Origin of the sequence: Paenibacillus cookii (genome assembly GCF_018333375.1) — a bacterium.
Taxonomy (GTDB): domain Bacteria; phylum Bacillota; class Bacilli; order Paenibacillales; family Paenibacillaceae; genus Paenibacillus_AQ; species Paenibacillus_AQ cookii.
This window is the reverse complement of the sequence record NZ_BORW01000015.1, coordinates 52486-69166: the sequence shown is the minus strand read 5'-3', so window position 1 is coordinate 69166 and position 16681 is coordinate 52486. Positions and strand designations below refer to the sequence as shown.

The 16681-nt window shown below is 52.8% G+C and carries 13 protein-coding genes, 1 tRNA gene and 1 other RNA gene; 14 read left to right on the top strand and 1 reads right to left on the bottom strand.

What is annotated here, in order from left to right; genetic code table 11:
- Positions 1-75, bottom strand: a tRNA-Arg gene (locus tag KI367_RS14975).
- Between the two features lie 300 nt (positions 76-375).
- On the opposite strand from KI367_RS14975, the gene KI367_RS14970 reads away from it, so the two are divergent.
- The 14 genes from KI367_RS14970 to KI367_RS14905 all read left to right on the top strand — a co-directional run bounded on the left by KI367_RS14970 (position 376) and on the right by KI367_RS14905 (position 16340).
- On the top strand, positions 376-1416 hold the full coding sequence (locus tag KI367_RS14970) for a sugar-binding transcriptional regulator (protein ID WP_212950627.1): 1041 nt from the start codon (positions 376-378) through the stop codon (positions 1414-1416).
- A 126-nt stretch (positions 1417-1542) separates the two neighbouring features.
- Entirely contained in the window at positions 1543-2553 is a 1011-nt protein-coding gene (gap, locus tag KI367_RS14965) for a type I glyceraldehyde-3-phosphate dehydrogenase (RefSeq protein WP_212950625.1), read from the top strand.
- Between the two features lie 276 nt (positions 2554-2829).
- Entirely contained in the window at positions 2830-4011 is a 1182-nt protein-coding gene (locus KI367_RS14960) for a phosphoglycerate kinase (protein ID WP_212950623.1), read from the top strand.
- Positions 4012-4059: 48 nt separating this feature from the next.
- Complete coding sequence (tpiA, locus tag KI367_RS14955; protein WP_212950621.1) at positions 4060-4812, top strand: triose-phosphate isomerase; 753 nt, start codon at positions 4060-4062, stop codon at positions 4810-4812.
- Position 4813: 1 nt separating this feature from the next.
- Positions 4814-6358: a 2,3-bisphosphoglycerate-independent phosphoglycerate mutase gene (gene gpmI, locus KI367_RS14950; protein WP_212950619.1), complete on the top strand. Its 1545-nt coding sequence runs from the start codon at positions 4814-4816 to the stop codon at positions 6356-6358.
- Between the two features lie 64 nt (positions 6359-6422).
- Positions 6423-7709: a phosphopyruvate hydratase gene (gene eno, locus KI367_RS14945; RefSeq protein ID WP_212950618.1), complete on the top strand. Its 1287-nt coding sequence runs from the start codon at positions 6423-6425 to the stop codon at positions 7707-7709.
- A gap of 383 nt (positions 7710-8092) precedes the next feature.
- Entirely contained in the window at positions 8093-8326 is a 234-nt protein-coding gene (secG, locus tag KI367_RS14940; RefSeq protein ID WP_212950616.1) for a preprotein translocase subunit SecG, read from the top strand.
- Positions 8327-8593: 267 nt separating this feature from the next.
- Complete coding sequence (gene rnr, locus KI367_RS14935; protein ID WP_212950615.1) at positions 8594-11218, top strand: ribonuclease R; 2625 nt, start codon at positions 8594-8596, stop codon at positions 11216-11218.
- A 267-nt stretch (positions 11219-11485) separates the two neighbouring features.
- Positions 11486-11968, top strand: a complete 483-nt coding sequence (gene smpB, locus KI367_RS14930) for an SsrA-binding protein SmpB (RefSeq protein WP_036711047.1) — start codon at positions 11486-11488, stop codon at positions 11966-11968.
- A gap of 238 nt (positions 11969-12206) precedes the next feature.
- Positions 12207-12610: a transfer-messenger RNA gene (ssrA, locus tag KI367_RS14925) on the top strand.
- A gap of 276 nt (positions 12611-12886) precedes the next feature.
- Positions 12887-13792, top strand: a complete 906-nt coding sequence (locus KI367_RS14920) for an ABC transporter ATP-binding protein (protein ID WP_212950613.1) — start codon at positions 12887-12889, stop codon at positions 13790-13792.
- A gap of 25 nt (positions 13793-13817) precedes the next feature.
- The gene (locus KI367_RS14915; protein ID WP_212950611.1) at positions 13818-14561 is read left to right on the top strand and encodes an ABC transporter permease; all 744 of its coding nucleotides are present in this window, start codon (positions 13818-13820) and stop codon (positions 14559-14561) included.
- Complete coding sequence (locus tag KI367_RS14910) at positions 14562-15734, top strand: sensor histidine kinase (protein ID WP_212950609.1); 1173 nt, start codon at positions 14562-14564, stop codon at positions 15732-15734.
- Positions 15735-16340: a response regulator transcription factor gene (locus KI367_RS14905; protein ID WP_212950608.1), complete on the top strand. Its 606-nt coding sequence runs from the start codon at positions 15735-15737 to the stop codon at positions 16338-16340.
- Positions 16341-16681 lie beyond the last annotated feature (341 nt).

Below are 16681 nucleotides of genomic sequence, written 5' to 3'. Positions count from 1 at the left end.
TGGCGCGCCCGCGAGGAATTGAACCTCGATCTCAGGCTCCGGAGGCCTGCGTCATATCCATTGGACCACGGGCGCATATTTCAAACGCTGCTTCAATCGGATTTCCGGAAGGCCGCAGCCTCATATATTCCGTACAGCAAGAGTTATTATATGATAAATTTTGCGGAATTGCAAGCAGATGTTTTGAAACCGTGGAAAATAGCCCGCAAACGCCTGTATAAGAGGAAAGAATAATGTGAAGGATAGACGGTGGACTACTTGCAACAAGGGGAGAAATTGAGTAGAATATAAGTGGGACTTAAATCGTTACTGTGGGACGTTTTAGGGCCAGGGAGCAGGAGAGATGGAAGTTGAAGTTGCAGGAGTGGAGAGCAAATGCGGAAAATATTAGAGATACAAAAGCAGCTTCTGCCTGATCTCATGGACGTGCTCAAGACAAGGTACAACATTCTCCATCAGATCATGCTCTCGGAGCTGATCGGCCGGCGTACGCTGGCGGCCTCGCTGCATATGACGGAGCGGGTGCTGCGCGCCGAGACGGATCTATTGAAAGCCCAGGGGCTTATCGAAATCGAAAGCTCCGGCATGAGGATCAGCGAAGCTGGGCGAAGGCTGCTGGAAGAGATGGGCCCGATGGCCAAGGAACTGTTCGGACTGAACGAGCTGAGCGAGAAAATCCGCCGTACATACGGCCTGAGGAAGGTCGTCGTCGTGCCGGGGGATTGCGAAGCATCGCCGCTGACGAAGCGCGATCTCGGCCGCGAAGGGGCGAAGGCGCTGCTCGGTGTCATGAATCAGGAAGACACGGTTGCCGTCACGGGAGGTTCCACGCTGGCCGCGGTGGCGGAGGAACTCAATCCGCATGCTTCCGTCTCGATGAAGAACAGCTGGTTCGTTCCGGCGAGGGGCGGACTTGGCGAAAGCGTGGAGTTTCAGGCCAATACGATCGCTTCGACCATGGCCAAACGCGTAGGCGCCCAATACCGGCTGCTGCATGTCCCCGATCTGCTGAGCGACGACGCTTACCAATCGCTTGTGCAGGACCGCAATATTCAGGAAATCGTGGACGTAATCCGCAGGTGCCGCATCATCATGCACGGCATCGGCGACGCGATGGAGATGACCCGGAGAAGAAGGCTGGATCCGGCCGCAGCGGAGGAGATTCAGCGGGAAGGCGCGGTAGCGGAGTCTTTCGGCTACTATTTTAACGAGCAAGGCGAAGTGGTTCATCGCATGATTACGCTGGGCCTCCGGCTGGAGGACATCATCCGGACGGAGATCGTGATCGGCATTGCCGGCGGGAAAGACAAAGCGACGGCCATCCATTCCGTGCTAAGGTTCGGCCACGAGGACATCCTCGTGACGGATGAGGCGGCGGCGGTCGAAATCTGCAGGCAGATCGACGAACAAGGCTAGGAAGGGCATTAACCCCGTTATCAACACAGGCGCAATTGCCTGTTTTGAATAAATCATGAATGTTGCCTTCCGGCTTGCCGGCATGACAAACATTCACAAAATAAGAAACTTTGGGAGGACTATTCAATGAGTGTAAAAGTAGGCATTAACGGTTTTGGACGTATCGGACGACTCGCATTCCGCCGCATTCAAAATGTGGAAGGCATCGAAGTTGTGGCAATCAACGACTTGACTGATGCTAAAATGTTGGCTCATTTGCTTAAATATGATACAACGCAAGGCAAATTCGACGGGGACATCGAAGTTCATGACGGTTACTTCAAAGTAAACGGCAAAGAAGTCAAAGTTCTTGCAAACCGCAACCCTGAAGAACTTCCTTGGGGCGAGCTTGGCGTCGACATCGTTCTGGAGTGCACAGGCTTCTTCACGACGAAAGAAAAAGCCGAGCTTCACCTGAAAGGCGGAGCGAAAAAAGTCGTAATCTCCGCTCCTGCAACAGGCGATATGAAAACGATCGTTTACAACGTAAACCATGAAACACTGGACGGAACCGAAACGGTCATCTCCGGCGCTTCCTGTACAACGAACTGCCTGGCTCCAATGGCTAAAACGCTCAACGACAAGTTCGGCATCGTATCCGGCCTGATGACGACGATCCACGCTTACACAGGCGACCAAAACACCCTGGACGCTCCGCATCCAAAAGGCGACTTCCGCCGCGCTCGCGCCGCTGCCGAGAACATCATTCCAAACTCCACTGGCGCTGCAAAAGCAATCGGCCTGGTGCTTCCTGAGCTGCAAGGCAAACTGGACGGCGCCGCTCAACGCGTGCCTGTACCAACAGGTTCCCTGACTGAACTCGTTACGGTTCTGAACAAGAAAGTAACGGCTGACGAAGTCAACGCAGCTATGAAAGAAGCGTCCGACCCAGAAACTTACGGCTACACCGAAGACGAAATCGTATCTTCCGACATCAAAGGCATCACGTTCGGTTCGCTCTTCGACGCAACTCAAACCAAAGTGCTGACTGTAGGCGACCAACAGCTGGTAAAAACCGTTGCTTGGTACGACAACGAAATGTCCTACACGGCTCAATTGGTTCGCACATTGGCATACTTCGCGAAACTGGCCAAGTAAGAACAGCCGGTCAAGCGGAATATACGGAGCGGAAACAGAACCTTTGTTTCCGCTCTTTGTAAATTGAATGCGGCCATCCGATCGGAAGCCGCCTTTCGGATGTCCGCGGATTTCCGAATTGAATTGAAGAGGATACAAGCATACATCCGATTTGGATAGAGACAGATGGAGAGTTTGGATAGATAAAACAAGAGGATTGAAAAAATCCCGAAACGAACGAGCTTGTCCCCTGTAATTCCTGAATACAAACAAAAAATGGGTACGGAGGAACGAACCATGAACAAAAAATCTGTGCGTGATGTGGAAGTAAGCGGCAAACGCGTATTCGTGCGCGTGGACTTCAATGTGCCTTTGGAAAACGGAAAAATTACGGACGACACGCGGATCCGCGAAACGCTGCCAACGATCAAATATTTGACCGAGCGCGGCGCGAAAGTGATTTTGGCAAGCCATATGGGCCGTCCAAAAGGCGAATTCGTCGATTCCCTGCGCCTGACGCCTGCAGCGGAACGCCTGTCCGAACTGCTCGGCAAACCGGTCGTGAAAGTGGATGAGGCCGTAGGCGAAGCCGTTAAAGCCGAAATCGCGAAACTGAGCGACGGAGACGTGCTTTTGCTCGAAAACGTGCGTTTCTACCCTGGGGAAGAGAAAAACGATCCGGAGCAGGCCAAACAGTTCGCCGAACTGGCCGACCTGTTCGTCAACGACGCATTCGGCGCCGCTCACCGCGCCCATGCTTCCACGGAAGGCATCGCGCATTACCTGCCGGCCGTATCCGGCCTGCTCATGGAAAAAGAACTGAGCGTGCTCGGCAAAGCTTTGTCGAATCCGGAGCGTCCGTTCACGGCCATCATCGGCGGTTCGAAAGTCAAAGACAAAATCGACGTGATCAACAACCTGCTGAACATCGCGGACAACGTGCTGATCGGCGGAGGCCTGTCCTATACCTTCATGAAAGCGCAAGGGTATGAAATCGGCATGTCTTTGTGCGATAATGAGAAGCTGGATGTAGCGCTCGGATTTATCCAAAAAGCGAAGGATCTCGGCAAGAACTTCCTGCTTCCTGTTGATATCGTCATCGCGGACGACTTTAGCGCAAGCGCGAACGTGGATATCGTGGAAGTGGGCAACATCCCTGAAAAATGGGAAGGCGTGGATATCGGACCGAAAACGCGCGCCAAATACGCCGAAATCATCAAAAATTCCAAGCTTGTCGTATGGAACGGACCGATGGGCGTGTTCGAAATCGATCCATTTTCGGGCGGTACGCGTGAAGTGGCTGAAGCCTGCGCCCAAACCGAAGGTTACACGATCATCGGCGGCGGCGACTCCGCGGCAGCGGCGGAAAAATTCCATCTGGCCGACAAAATGGACCATATCTCCACAGGCGGCGGCGCTTCGCTGGAATTCATGGAAGGCAAGGCGCTCCCTGGCGTCGTGGCTCTGAACGATAAATAATCCGGGCGGGTACAGCCGTAAGGATTTCCGAAGAAGGAGTTGAAGCAAGTGAGAACACCAATCATTGCGGGCAACTGGAAAATGTTCAAAACCGTTCCGGAAGCCAAAGCATTCATCGAAGAAGTGAAGGGCAAAGCGGAAGTGGAAGGCGTGGAAAGCGTCATCTGCGCACCGTTCACCAACCTTCCGGCATTGGTTGAGGCCGTCAAAGGCACGTCCATCAAAATCGGCGCCCAAAACCTGCATTTTGAGGACAACGGCGCATTCACCGGCGAAATCAGCGGCGAAATGCTGAAGGGGCTTGGCGTGGACTATGTCATCATCGGCCACTCCGAGCGCCGCGCTTATTTTGCCGAAACCGACGAGACCGTCAACAAAAAAATGCACGCTGCATTCCGCCACGGCTTGACGCCGATCGTGTGCGTGGGCGAAAAGCTCGAAGAGCGCGAAGCCGGCCAAACGAAGGACGTTTGCAAAGTGCAAACCGAAGCGGCGTTCCAAGGCCTGTCCGCTGACCAAGCGGCTGAGGCTGTTATTGCTTACGAGCCGATCTGGGCGATCGGAACGGGAAAATCCTCGACAGCACAGGACGCCAACGAAGTCATCTCCTATATCCGCGACCTGGTGAAAGGAATGTACGGGGAAGACGTGGCGAACAAGGTCCGCATCCAGTACGGCGGCAGCGTGAAGCCTGAAAACGTAGCCGAGTACATGGGCCAAAGCGACATCGACGGCGCTCTTGTCGGCGGCGCCAGCCTGCAGCCGGCTTCCTACATCCAGCTCGTTCAGGGGGCGAAGTAAGATGACCGCACCTAGACCCGTAGCATTGATTATCATGGACGGATTCGGTCTGCGCGACACCGTGGAGGGCAACGCCGTTGCCCAAGCGAAAAAGCCGAATTATGACCGCTTGATGGCCAAATACCCGCATACGACGCTGACCGCCTGCGGCGAAGCCGTAGGTTTGCCGGAAGGTCAAATGGGCAACTCCGAAGTGGGCCATTTGAACATCGGCGCGGGGCGCATCGTATACCAGGATTTGACCCGCATTTCGAAATCGATCCGCGAAGGCGAGTTTTTCGAGAACTCTACGCTGGTCGAAGCCGTTCGCGCGGCGAAAAATAACGGCAAAAAGCTGCATTTGTACGGCTTGCTGTCGGATGGGGGCGTACATAGCCACATTGAGCATATGTTCGCCATGCTTGATCTTGCCAAAAAAGAGGATATGCATGATGTGTATATCCATGCGTTCCTGGACGGCCGCGACGTGGCTCCGGACTCCGGCAAGAAGTTCATTCAGGAAATGCAAGCGAAAATCCAGGAAGTGGGCATCGGCAAAATCGCGACCGTGCAAGGCCGCTATTATGCGATGGACCGCGACAAACGCTGGGAACGCGTAGAGAAGTCCTACCGTGCGATCGTGTACGGCGACGGACCGAAATATACCGATCCGCTGGAAGCCGTCACGGAATCCTACAACAAATCGGTATTCGACGAGTTCGTGGAGCCGACGGTCATCGTGGACGAAAACGGCCAGCCGGTATCGCTCGTGGAAAGCGGCGATTCCGTCGTGTTCCTGAACTTCCGTCCGGACCGCGCCATCCAATTGTCGCAGGTATTCACGAACAAGGACTTCCGCGGATTCGACCGCGGGCCGAAGTTCCCCGAAAACCTCCATTTCGTCTGCCTGACGCTCTTTAGCGAAACGGTTGGCGGATATGTGGCCTACGAGCCGAAAAACCTGGACAACACGCTGGGCGAGGTGCTGGTGCAGCATAACAAAAAGCAGCTCCGCATCGCCGAAACGGAAAAATATCCGCATGTCACGTTCTTTTTCAGCGGCGGACGCGACGTCGAGCTTCCAGGGGAAACCCGGATTCTCATCAACTCGCCGAAGGTGGCCACGTACGACCTGAAACCTGAGATGAGCGCATACGAAGTCGCGGACGCTTGCGTCAAGGAAATCGAAGCCGAAAAACATGACGCGATCATCCTGAACTTCGCCAACCCGGACATGGTCGGACACTCCGGCATGCTGGAGCCGACGATCAAAGCGGTCGAAGCGACGGACGAATGCATGGGCAAAGTCGTTGACGCGGTCATCGCCAAAGGCGGGGTAGCGATCATCATCGCCGACCACGGAAACGCCGACATGGTGTTTGACGAACAGGGAAGACCTTTTACGGCGCATACGACGAACCCGGTACCGTTCATTTTGACGGACGAAAACGTGACGCTGCGCGACGGCGGCATCCTGGCCGACGTGGCTCCGACGATCCTCGATCTGATGCAGCTTCCGAAACCAGCGGAAATGACCGGAGAATCGATGATTGCAAGCCGCAAATAAACGGTATAATGATAGAGATGGTATGAAACTGGACTAAATACACAAACAAAGGAGACTAAGTACTATGACTATTATTTCTGACGTGTACGCTCGCGAAGTCCTCGACTCCCGCGGCAACCCGACTGTAGAAGTTGAAGTTTACCTCGAATCCGGCGCCATGGGCCGCGCCATCGTTCCATCCGGTGCCTCCACAGGCGCCCACGAAGCCGTTGAGCTTCGCGACGGGGACAAAGACCGTTACCTCGGCAAAGGCGTTCTGAACGCCGTGAAAAACGTGAACGAAATCATCGCTCCCGAAGTGATCGGCATGGACGCTTTGGACCAGCTCGGCATCGACAAGCTGATGATCAAACTGGACGGCACGCCGAACAAAGGCAAGCTGGGCGCCAACGCGATCCTGGCCGTTTCCATGGCCGTCGCCCGCGCGGCAGCCGACGCGCTTGACCTGCCGCTGTACGTATACCTTGGCGGATTCAACGCAAAACAACTGCCTGTACCGATGATGAACATCGTCAACGGCGGCGCTCATGCCGACAACAACGTCGACGTGCAAGAGTTCATGATCCTGCCTGTAGGCGCTCCTTCCTTCAAGGAAGCACTCCGCACAGGCGCTGAAATCTTCCACAGCCTGAAATCCGTATTGAAGGGCAAAGGCCTGAACACGGCCGTAGGCGACGAAGGCGGTTTTGCACCGAACTTCACTTCCAACGAGGACGCTTTGTCCTCCATCATGGAAGCCATCGAAAAAGCCGGATACAAACCAGGCGTGGACGTATTCCTGGGCATGGACGTTGCTTCTACCGAGTTCTACAAAGACGGCAAGTACCATCTGGAAGGCGAAGGCAAATCCTTCACTTCCGCAGAGTTCGTTGATCTGCTCGCTTCTTGGGTCGACAAATACCCGATCATCACGATCGAAGACGGCTGCTCCGAAGACGACTGGGAAGGCTGGAAACTCCTTACCGATAAACTGGGCGACAAAATCCAGCTCGTTGGCGACGACTTGTTCGTAACGAACACCGAACGTCTTGAAAAAGGCATCAAAGACGGCATCGGCAACTCGATCCTGATCAAAGTGAACCAAATCGGTACGCTGACCGAAACCTTCGACGCGATCGAAATGGCGAAACGCGCAGGTTATACTGCGGTTGTTTCCCACCGTTCCGGCGAATCCGAAGACAGCACGATCGCGGACATCGCAGTGGCAACGAATGCGGGCCAAATCAAAACGGGTGCTCCTTCCCGTACAGACCGCATCGCGAAGTACAACCAATTGCTCCGCATCGAGGACGAACTGGCCGAAATGGCTCAATACAACGGCTTGAAGTCTTTCTACAACCTGAATAGATAAGAAGCAGCTTTTCTAAGCTGCATGAAAACCGTCCCGGCATGATGTCGGGGCGGTTTTTTGTAGTGTTTCGGTGCCATGCAAGTACGCATGGCGATCATTTCGGGGGACGCTAAACTACCGTTTCAATAAGACCGATATAAAAAATTACGAAGGGGATGCAAAGTTTAATCTTTGAAGCAGCTTGGCTGTCCAGGGGCTTTTCCAGTGGCTCATTCCGCTTCGCTTCTTGCGATTTTTTCGTTGAAGGGTCAGGGGAAGTCCTTGTTTTAGGAATTGGGCTATGGTACAATAAAAATGCTGTTTTATGAACGACAGGTAATGTTTGAGAAGCAATGTTGAGCACTGATATAGAATGATGTTTAGCTCACTGGGAGGTGGATCGAATGGAAATTTTGTTGAAAGTACTGCTCGTCATTTTCTCGATCGCTTTGATCGCAATCGTTCTTTTGCAAAAAGGGAAAAGCGCAGGACTGGCCGGTGCCATCTCCGGTGGCGCAGAACATCTTTTCGGAAAAACGAAAGCCCGCGGCATGGACTTGATCCTGCAGCGCGTGACGGTCGTCGTGGCGTCGTGCTTCATGATTTTGGCCATTCTTGTGGCGGTCTTTTCGAAATGATATAGCTTGACTTGGAAACCCTTCGCTCTTTCATGAAGAAGAGCGGGGGTTTTTTAATATCCCTGGGCCTTGGAAACATCTTCCGATGCGGAAGCTCCAGAAGGCTGATCCAATGGATGCCTTTCGCGGCCACGCAGGGATGCAAACGATTAATTCCGTGTATACTAGGGTATGTGTATATAAATACGGAAAATGCCGACTGGTAACGATAACATAGAGGCTTGCGGGAGGGACGCCCTGCCCGCATGCGAACCGAGGAGATAATTGATGATAACGGAACAAACAATATTGGATTTGATGCAGAGCCCTGACTACAAACCGATGACCTACCAAGAGCTCGAAAAACATTTCGGGATCACGGACAGCTCCGAATTCAGGGAATTCCTGAAGGTTTTGAACAAGCTGGAGCAGGAAGGCCGAATCATGATGACGCGTACGGAGCGCTACGGCCTGCCGGAGCGGTTGGACTTGCTGCGCGGGCGGCTTCAGGTACATGCAAAAGGTTTTGCTTTCCTGATCCCGGAGGACAAGGAACATCCCGACGTCTATATCGGGGCCCATGATCTCTTGGGCGGCATGAACGGCGATACGGTGCTTGTGCGCGTGACGACCCGCGGTCCGGCCGGAGGCAAACTCGAAGGCGAGGTCGTCAAAATCGTCACCCGCGCGGTGAATCAGGTCGTCGGCGTATTCCAGGGCCATGAAGCCTATGGATTCGTGCTGCCGGACGATAAACGGATCGTGCGGGATATTTTCATCCCGAAGGAATCGACGAAAGGCGCGGTGGACGGCGACAAGGTCGTCGTTCGCATCGTTAGTTATCCCGAGGGCCGCGCCGCGGCCGAAGGCGAAGTCATCGAGGTGCTCGGCCATAAGGACGATCCGGGCGTGGATATTTTGTCGATCATCCGCAAGCATCAGCTGCCGGAAAGTTTTCCGGATGAAGTGATGGCTGAGGCGGAGAGCGCCCCGGATTCGATCACCGAAGAGGAAATCGTCAAGCAGGGGCGGCGGGATCTGCGCGGCAAAAATATCGTCACCATCGACGGCGAAGACGCCAAAGATCTCGACGATGCCGTCAACGTGGAGCGCCTGGACAACGGGCATTACCGCTTGGGCGTTCACATCGCGGATGTCGGTTATTATGTGCGGGAGAAGTCCGAGTTGGACAAGGAAGCCTACAATCGGGGCTGCAGCGTTTATCTCGTGGACCGCGTCATTCCGATGCTGCCGCACCGCCTGTCGAACGGCATATGCAGCTTGAATCCGAAGGTGGACCGCCTGACGTTGTCCTGCGAAATGGAATTCGACGAGCATATGAAGGTCGTCAAACATGACGTGTTCACAAGCGTGATCAAAACGAAAGAGCGGATGACCTACAACAATGTGCGCAAAATCCTCGAGGAGGAAGATCCGGAGCTGATGGAGCGCTACAAGGATCTTGTAGACGATTTCCGCCTGATGAAGGAGCTGGCGCTCAAGCTTCGTTCGCGGCGGATGAACCGCGGCGCGGTCGATTTCGATTTCGTGGAATCGAAGGTGATCGTGGACGAAAACGGCAAGCCGGTCGATATCGTCAAAAGGGAACGTTCGATCGCGGAGCAGATCATCGAGGAGTTTATGCTTGCGGCCAACGAAACCGTGGCGGAGCATTTCCACTGGCTGAAGGTGCCGTTCATTTACCGGGTGCACGATAATCCGGATCCGGAGAAAATGCAAAACTTCCTTGCATTTGCCGAGAATCTCGGGTACCACGTCAAAGGCAGAGGCAACTCCGTTCATCCGCGGGCGCTGCAGACGCTCCTGGAGGAAATCAAGGATACGAAAGAGCAAACCGTCATCAGCACGATGATGCTGCGGTCGATGAAGCAGGCGAAATACGACGCCGACATGTCGGGCCATTTCGGCCTCGCGGCGGAGTTCTACACCCACTTTACGTCGCCGATCCGCCGTTATCCGGACCTTGTCATCCACCGGGTCATCCGCGAGGTCATCGAAAACAACAACATTCTGCCGGAAAAACGGCAGGAATATTTGGCGTCGCGGATGCCGGAAATCGCCCAGCATTCTTCCGAGCGGGAGCGCGTCGCGGTCGAAGCGGAACGCGATACGGATCAGCTGAAGAAAGCGGAATACATGCTGGATAAGGTCGGCGAAGAGTTCGACGGCATCATCAGCAGCGTCACCGGCTTCGGCATGTTCGTCGAGCTGCCGAATACGGTGGAAGGGCTCATCCGTCTGGCCGGGCTGACGGACGATTATTACCACTTCGACGAGGCTTCGATGTCGCTCATCGGCGAGCGGACCTCCAAAGTGTTCCGCATCGGCGATGAAGTGAAAATCCGCGTGGCACGGGTGAACATGGACGATCACACCATCGATTTTGAGATGGTGGACATGAAGCCGCGCCGCGAACGGAGACCGGGCGGCGGGTTTGGCGGCCGCGGCGGTGAGCGCGGCGGGCGCGGCAATAAGGCCGGCAGCGGCGGCAAAGCCGGCCGGCCGGGCAAGCGCGAGCGCGGGGCGTCCGCAGCCGGGGAGGCTGCGGGGGCCGGGAAGCGCAAGCGTGGCGCAGGCGCCGCCGGCGGAAGCGGCCCGGCGGCGGGCGAGAGCGTCGAGGCCAACCGGCCGAAGACGTTCAGCTTCGGCTCCGGCAAGGGCGGCTACAGCTCGCCGCATGGTGAGCAAGCCGGCAGCGGACGCCGGAAGAAGACGTCTGGCAGCGGCATCTTTATCGGCGAAGGCGCCGGATCGGGCGAAAGCAAGCGCAAACGCGGCGAAGGCTCCGAGCAGGGCAGCGGCGAAGCTTTTTGGCAGTTCCGCAAAGGCAAAAAGAAAAAGGGTGCCGACAAAAACGGCACGGCGGCTTTTGTGCGGAAGAAGAAAAAGTGAATTCGGTACGCTGGTGAGGACCGTTAGAATGAGCTTCAACCGGTTCTGAGCTTTTTCAGGAATTTGTGTAAGATCGCTTTCGGTAGTGCTGGTTTAGGGCACTGGGGATTTATCGGCGGCGGTTTCGTTCGCATCTGGACAAGCTCGGTCTTTGCCTTGATTTTGGCGAAACCAGTTGATACAATGGACTTCTGGTACGTGTGTCGCGACGAATGTGATGCCCGAGCCGGAAGTCCGCTATTTTGTAATGGGTGAGGAGTGAAAGACATGGGTGGTAAGAAGAGTGACGGGAAGGTACTGGCCCAGAACAAGAAAGCTTCCCATGATTATTTCATCGAGGATACGTACGAAGCCGGCATCGTGCTGACCGGGACCGAGATCAAATCGATCCGGAACGGGAAAGCGAACATCGGCGATGCGTTTGCGACGATCCGCAATGGGGAAATTCATATTCACAATATGCACGTCAGCCCGTTCGAGCAGGGCAACCGGTACAATCCGACCGACCCGACGCGGGCGCGCAAGCTGCTGCTGCATAAGGAACAGATCCACAAGCTGCTGGGTCAGACGAAACAGGAAGGCTACACGATCGTTCCGCTCAAAATTTACATTCGCAATGGCTACGCCAAGCTGCTGTTAGGCCTCGGCCGCGGTAAGAAGCAATACGACAAACGCGAATCCGCCGCCAAACGCGATGCACAGCGCGATATCCAGCGTGCGTTGCGCGAAAAGCAGAAAATTGCGCGTTAACAACCGGTTACGCGAAATCTTAGCAAGTTTCACCTGCGTTTCCTTGCATCATCTGTGTCATTTTGGCCGGATGGTGTGATATAATAAATGATGTAAGAGACGCGCAGGCCGCGATCTTTTGCAGAATCAACGAATTGCTTCTGATCGTCCTTTCTTTATGGAGGGAAAGGATGCGGAATTAGATTGCTTCTTGTGCTGCAGAGCAGCTCATCTAATCCGGAGAAGCCCTTTATAACAAGGGGGCGTTCTTGGATTCGACGGGGACAGTTCGAGCATGAGTAGCGGGTAGTGGGGACGCGTCCGCTTCATCAACGCTAAAGCCAATAATAACTGGCAAACAACAAAACAACTACGCTCTCGCAGCTTAATAACCTGCAGACGTGCTCTCGCTCTGCATCGCCCATGTGCCGGGATGAGGGCTCACTTTTAGTGGGATACGCTGTCTAGTCTCCGCCTGCGGCTAGCTGAAGAAGACAAACAGGCTGACCCGAAGGGAATCCGGTGACGGGGAGTCCGAGTATCGCTTACGATGCTAGCATTGCTTCGCAATGCTTTCGGGTGACATCAAAACTGTCACTACACCCGTAGAAGCTTATGTGGCGTTGTCTTCGGACAGGGGTTCGACTCCCCTCGCCTCCATACATAAAAACCACAACCGTAGAGGTTGTGGTTTTTTCTATGTTCAATTAAAAACTGCAGAATCCTTAGCTATAAGTTTGCAAAGCAAGACACCCCAATCAAATGTAACGTTATGCAGAAGAAGGGCCTTTAGAGGTCCTTCTTTTTTTGTTTTCGGCCTTTTTTCTGACATTTGTCATAACCGGCTTGTGACAACCCACACTAATTGGTTCCCGCGCTTTTTCAATATAATGAGGACATCAAGGAACGAAAGAAAAAATTAGCGGAGGTTAGGACAAAATGACAAAGGCGATTGAATGTATAAATCTAGTGAAGAAATTCGGCGATTACTGCGCCGTTGATCATATGAATCTATCATTTGAGAAAGGCAAGATATCAGCATTGCTCGGACCGAATGGGGCAGGCAAGACAACAACCATATCCATGATCCTCGGAATGGTCAAGCCAACATCAGGAGAGGTCAGGGTCTGGGGGATGCCGTCTGGAACAAAAGAATTACGCCAACGCGTTGGAGCGCTTTTGCAGGATGTTAAAGCAGCAGATGGACTTACGGTCAAAGAAGTGCTTCAATTGTTCCGCAGTTATTATCGTAATCCGATGTCGCTCGAGCGATTGTTAGACATTTCGGGTCTCCACGCGGATCAGAAACGGCGCGCATCTACGCTGTCCGGAGGACAACGCCGCAGATTAGCTTTCGCCCAGAGTTTGGCGGGAAATCCGGAACTTCTCCTGCTGGATGAACCAACGGTCGGAATGGATATCGAGGCTCGGGGCCGCTTTTGGGACACCATCCAAGCGCTGGCAAGTGACGGACGTACGGTGCTTTTGACTACGCATCATTTAGAGGAAGCTGATGCTGTCGCCGATCACATCGCGGTCATTGCCAGAGGACAGGTTATTGCGGAAGGGACTCCAGAATGTTTAAAGGCTCAAACCGCGCTTAGAACCGTTTCGTTTCGGGCGGCGAACCCGCCAGCCCAGCAGGAATGGCTCACATTACCTGGTGTAGAAAAGGCGGAATGCAACGGCGAGCGAATTCGTCTGTATGCCCGGGAGACCGATGCATTGTTATTTACCCTGATGCAGTCTGAATGGGGAATTTCAGATATTGACATACAATCCGCCAGCTTAGAAGATACGTTCCTAAGTCTTACCGGTACACATAAACCAACGATGATACGATAAAAACATTTTCAGGAGGAAAACAGCTATGTTACATATGTTCGTTGCCCAGACCAAAGCAGAAAGTATTCGAATTGTCCGCAGTCCATTTTTCTTACTCTTCTCCATTGCGATGCCGCTTGCTTTTTACTTCTTATTTGCGAGTATGAATGGGGTAGATCAATCGATTCAATCGACAACTTGGGGCGTCTTTTCATTGATGTCGATGACGGCATTCAGTTTGATTGGTACGGCCGTATCCCAATTCGGTATCCGTCTATCGTTCGAGCATCAAGACGGGTGGGTGCGTCTGGTGAAGCTGACTCCGCTATCTCCCGCAGTCTGGATCGCCAGCAAAATTGTATCGCAAATGGCTGTTCACTTGATCGTCATTGTTGTTATCTTTTTATCTGCCGGCCTCATTCATGATATACAATTGACAGCCGGGCAATGGATTGCATGCGGATTATGGTTATGGATTGGAAGCATATCTTTTCTGGCGCTTGGTGCCTTGTTAGGAACGCTTAAAAATGCGAATACCTCGGTTGCCATCGGAAATGTATTACAGATGGGGCTTGCCATTATGGGGGGGCTTTGGATGCCGCTGAGTACTTTGCCAAGTTGGATGGGCTCGGTCGGGGAATGGCTTCCATCTCACCGTTACGCCAATGGGGCTTGGAATATGATCGCCGGAAAAAATCCAGCAAGTATCGATTTCATAATTTTGACAGGATGCGGTCTCTTCTTTATGCTAGTATCAATCTATATCTATAATCGACGGGATGCGGTCTAATTGAATAGAGAAAAGTGGCGCCTCTTTCCAAAATCGGAAGGAGTCGCTCCTTATATTTTGTTAACAAATATAATGATACCCATGTACTTTTTGCTTTATGAGCCATCAAGTCTACAGTGGTTTGGCTTTGTTCTGTTAGGCCTATTCGTTCTATCGTTTCGACAATCTTACTTTTATGCAAAGTGGGCCATGCCAATATTGATCGTTCAGGTGGGTATACTTTTAATTTTAGCAGCTGTATTTCACCCTATGTATACGTTTATGGGTTTTATGATCGCTGCTCCGCTGAGCAAACAAAAGCTGCCGATATTACTCTCTATAACGGTCGTTTTTACGGTAGCTATGGGATTTATCGCCGTTCCTTACTTGGACCGGATGGGCAGCCTAGTATGGATAGGGCTGGTGCCTATGTTTGGCATCTGTATTCTGCCGTATATTATTCGAACTTCGACCAGGTTTCAACAGAAGTCTGCGCGGCTGCGGGCAGAAACGGCAGAACGAATGGCACAGCAGGAGGAGCGCCAGCGGATCGCACGTGAACTCCATGATACATTGGGACATACGCTGTCATTAATCGCACTAAAAGGGGAGGTCGTTGAGAAATTGGTCCATCGTAATCCCGAGAGAGCGATCGAAGAGGCTCGTGAAATACGGGAAACGGCACGCGCGGCCTTAAAACAAATGCGAGAATTGGTTACGGAGATGAAAGTTACATATCTCGCTGATGAATATAAGCATGCGGTATCGTTATGTTCCGCTGCGGGCATACCGCTAATATTTCAATATCAATCGATTTCAGATCCCAGACCTTCGAATGTAGGAACGGAAGATGCTTTAGCGAACAATCCGCTTCCGTTGACACCCTTGCAGGAGACGATTTTGGCGATGTGTTTCCGCGAGACGATTACGAATGTGGTTCGGCATAGCCGGGCAACAAAATGCATCGTTCATCTAGACATTCAGGAAGGGGAAGTTCGTGTATCTGTACGTGATGACGGTATTGGGGCAGATCCGGAGCAACTTAATACGAGCAGTAATGGCCTCGCCGGATTGCGGCAGCGGTTGGTTATGATCGACGGGCGTATGTCGCTGTCCTCATCTTCAGGCAAGGGGACGGAGGTCACCTTACATATACCTAGGGTAATACGAAATGAAAAGGTAGGTAGCGCTTAGATGATTCGTATTGTTTTGGCAGAAGATCAAAAGTTATTAAGGGGAGCGCTGGCGACGTTACTCTCGCTAGAAGATGATATCGAAGTCGTCGGTCAAGCCGAAAATGGGGAAGAAGTGATGTCCATGATTCAGCAGTATGAACCCGATGTAGCTGTTCTGGATATTGAGATGCCGCTGAAAACGGGGTTAGATATTGCGGAATGGGTTCAAAAAAATAAGTCCGAGTGTCGTATCATCATCTTGACGACATTCGCGCGTCCCGGATATTTCCAGCGGGCGATGCAGGCAGGAGTTTATGGATATCTTCTTAAAGATACGGGCAGCGATGAACTGGCTGATGCGATTCGTCGGGTCTATGACGGGAAACGTGTCATCAATGCAGAATTGTCGCTCGCGGTATGGGATGATCCATGTCCATTATCACCCAGGGAGCGGGAAGTCATGAAGTTGGCTGCTCAAGGCTTAGTTCTTCAAGATATTGGAGCACAGCTGTTTCTATCCTATGGAACGGTGCGGAACTATATGTCAGAGGCGATTGGGAAGCTCGGGGCAAATACACGGATCGAGGCAATAGACATCGCAAGCAGTAAGGGATGGTTGGATTAGGGAGAATTAGGGAGAACTCTGAGAAATTCTGAAAAAGCGGGTCAATTTTAATAGGATTTTACTGAGTCCATATGAACTTCTCTTTTTCCGATGTGATCGTATTCGCAGGGTTTATCGTTGCGTTACTGACCTATATCGACCGAAATAAGAAGTAACCCACTCTTTAAGGTTGGCAAACCGGGGGTTACTTCTCTGGACTAGCATTACCCTGGAGGGAATCCCCACTCAAGAGGTTGTGCTGAGGACGGACTGCCATCCGTCCTTATTTCTACTTTTATCCTATCATACCCGGTTTTAGTCCTCAAGGATCAGCATTAATGAAGGTCCCCCGTATAGTCCAG

Coding starts and splice junctions, on each gene's coding strand:
- KI367_RS14970 (WP_212950627.1), top strand. CDS start 376: ATGCGGAAAATATTAGAGATACAAAAGCAGCTTCTGCCTGATCTCATG.
- gap (WP_212950625.1), top strand. CDS start 1,543: ATGAGTGTAAAAGTAGGCATTAACGGTTTTGGACGTATCGGACGACTC.
- KI367_RS14960 (WP_212950623.1), top strand. CDS start 2,830: ATGAACAAAAAATCTGTGCGTGATGTGGAAGTAAGCGGCAAACGCGTA.
- gpmI (WP_212950619.1), top strand. CDS start 4,814: ATGACCGCACCTAGACCCGTAGCATTGATTATCATGGACGGATTCGGT.
- eno (WP_212950618.1), top strand. CDS start 6,423: ATGACTATTATTTCTGACGTGTACGCTCGCGAAGTCCTCGACTCCCGC.
- secG (WP_212950616.1), top strand. CDS start 8,093: ATGGAAATTTTGTTGAAAGTACTGCTCGTCATTTTCTCGATCGCTTTG.
- rnr (WP_212950615.1), top strand. CDS start 8,594: ATGATAACGGAACAAACAATATTGGATTTGATGCAGAGCCCTGACTAC.
- smpB (WP_036711047.1), top strand. CDS start 11,486: ATGGGTGGTAAGAAGAGTGACGGGAAGGTACTGGCCCAGAACAAGAAA.
- KI367_RS14920 (WP_212950613.1), top strand. CDS start 12,887: ATGACAAAGGCGATTGAATGTATAAATCTAGTGAAGAAATTCGGCGAT.
- KI367_RS14915 (WP_212950611.1), top strand. CDS start 13,818: ATGTTACATATGTTCGTTGCCCAGACCAAAGCAGAAAGTATTCGAATT.
- KI367_RS14905 (WP_212950608.1), top strand. CDS start 15,735: ATGATTCGTATTGTTTTGGCAGAAGATCAAAAGTTATTAAGGGGAGCG.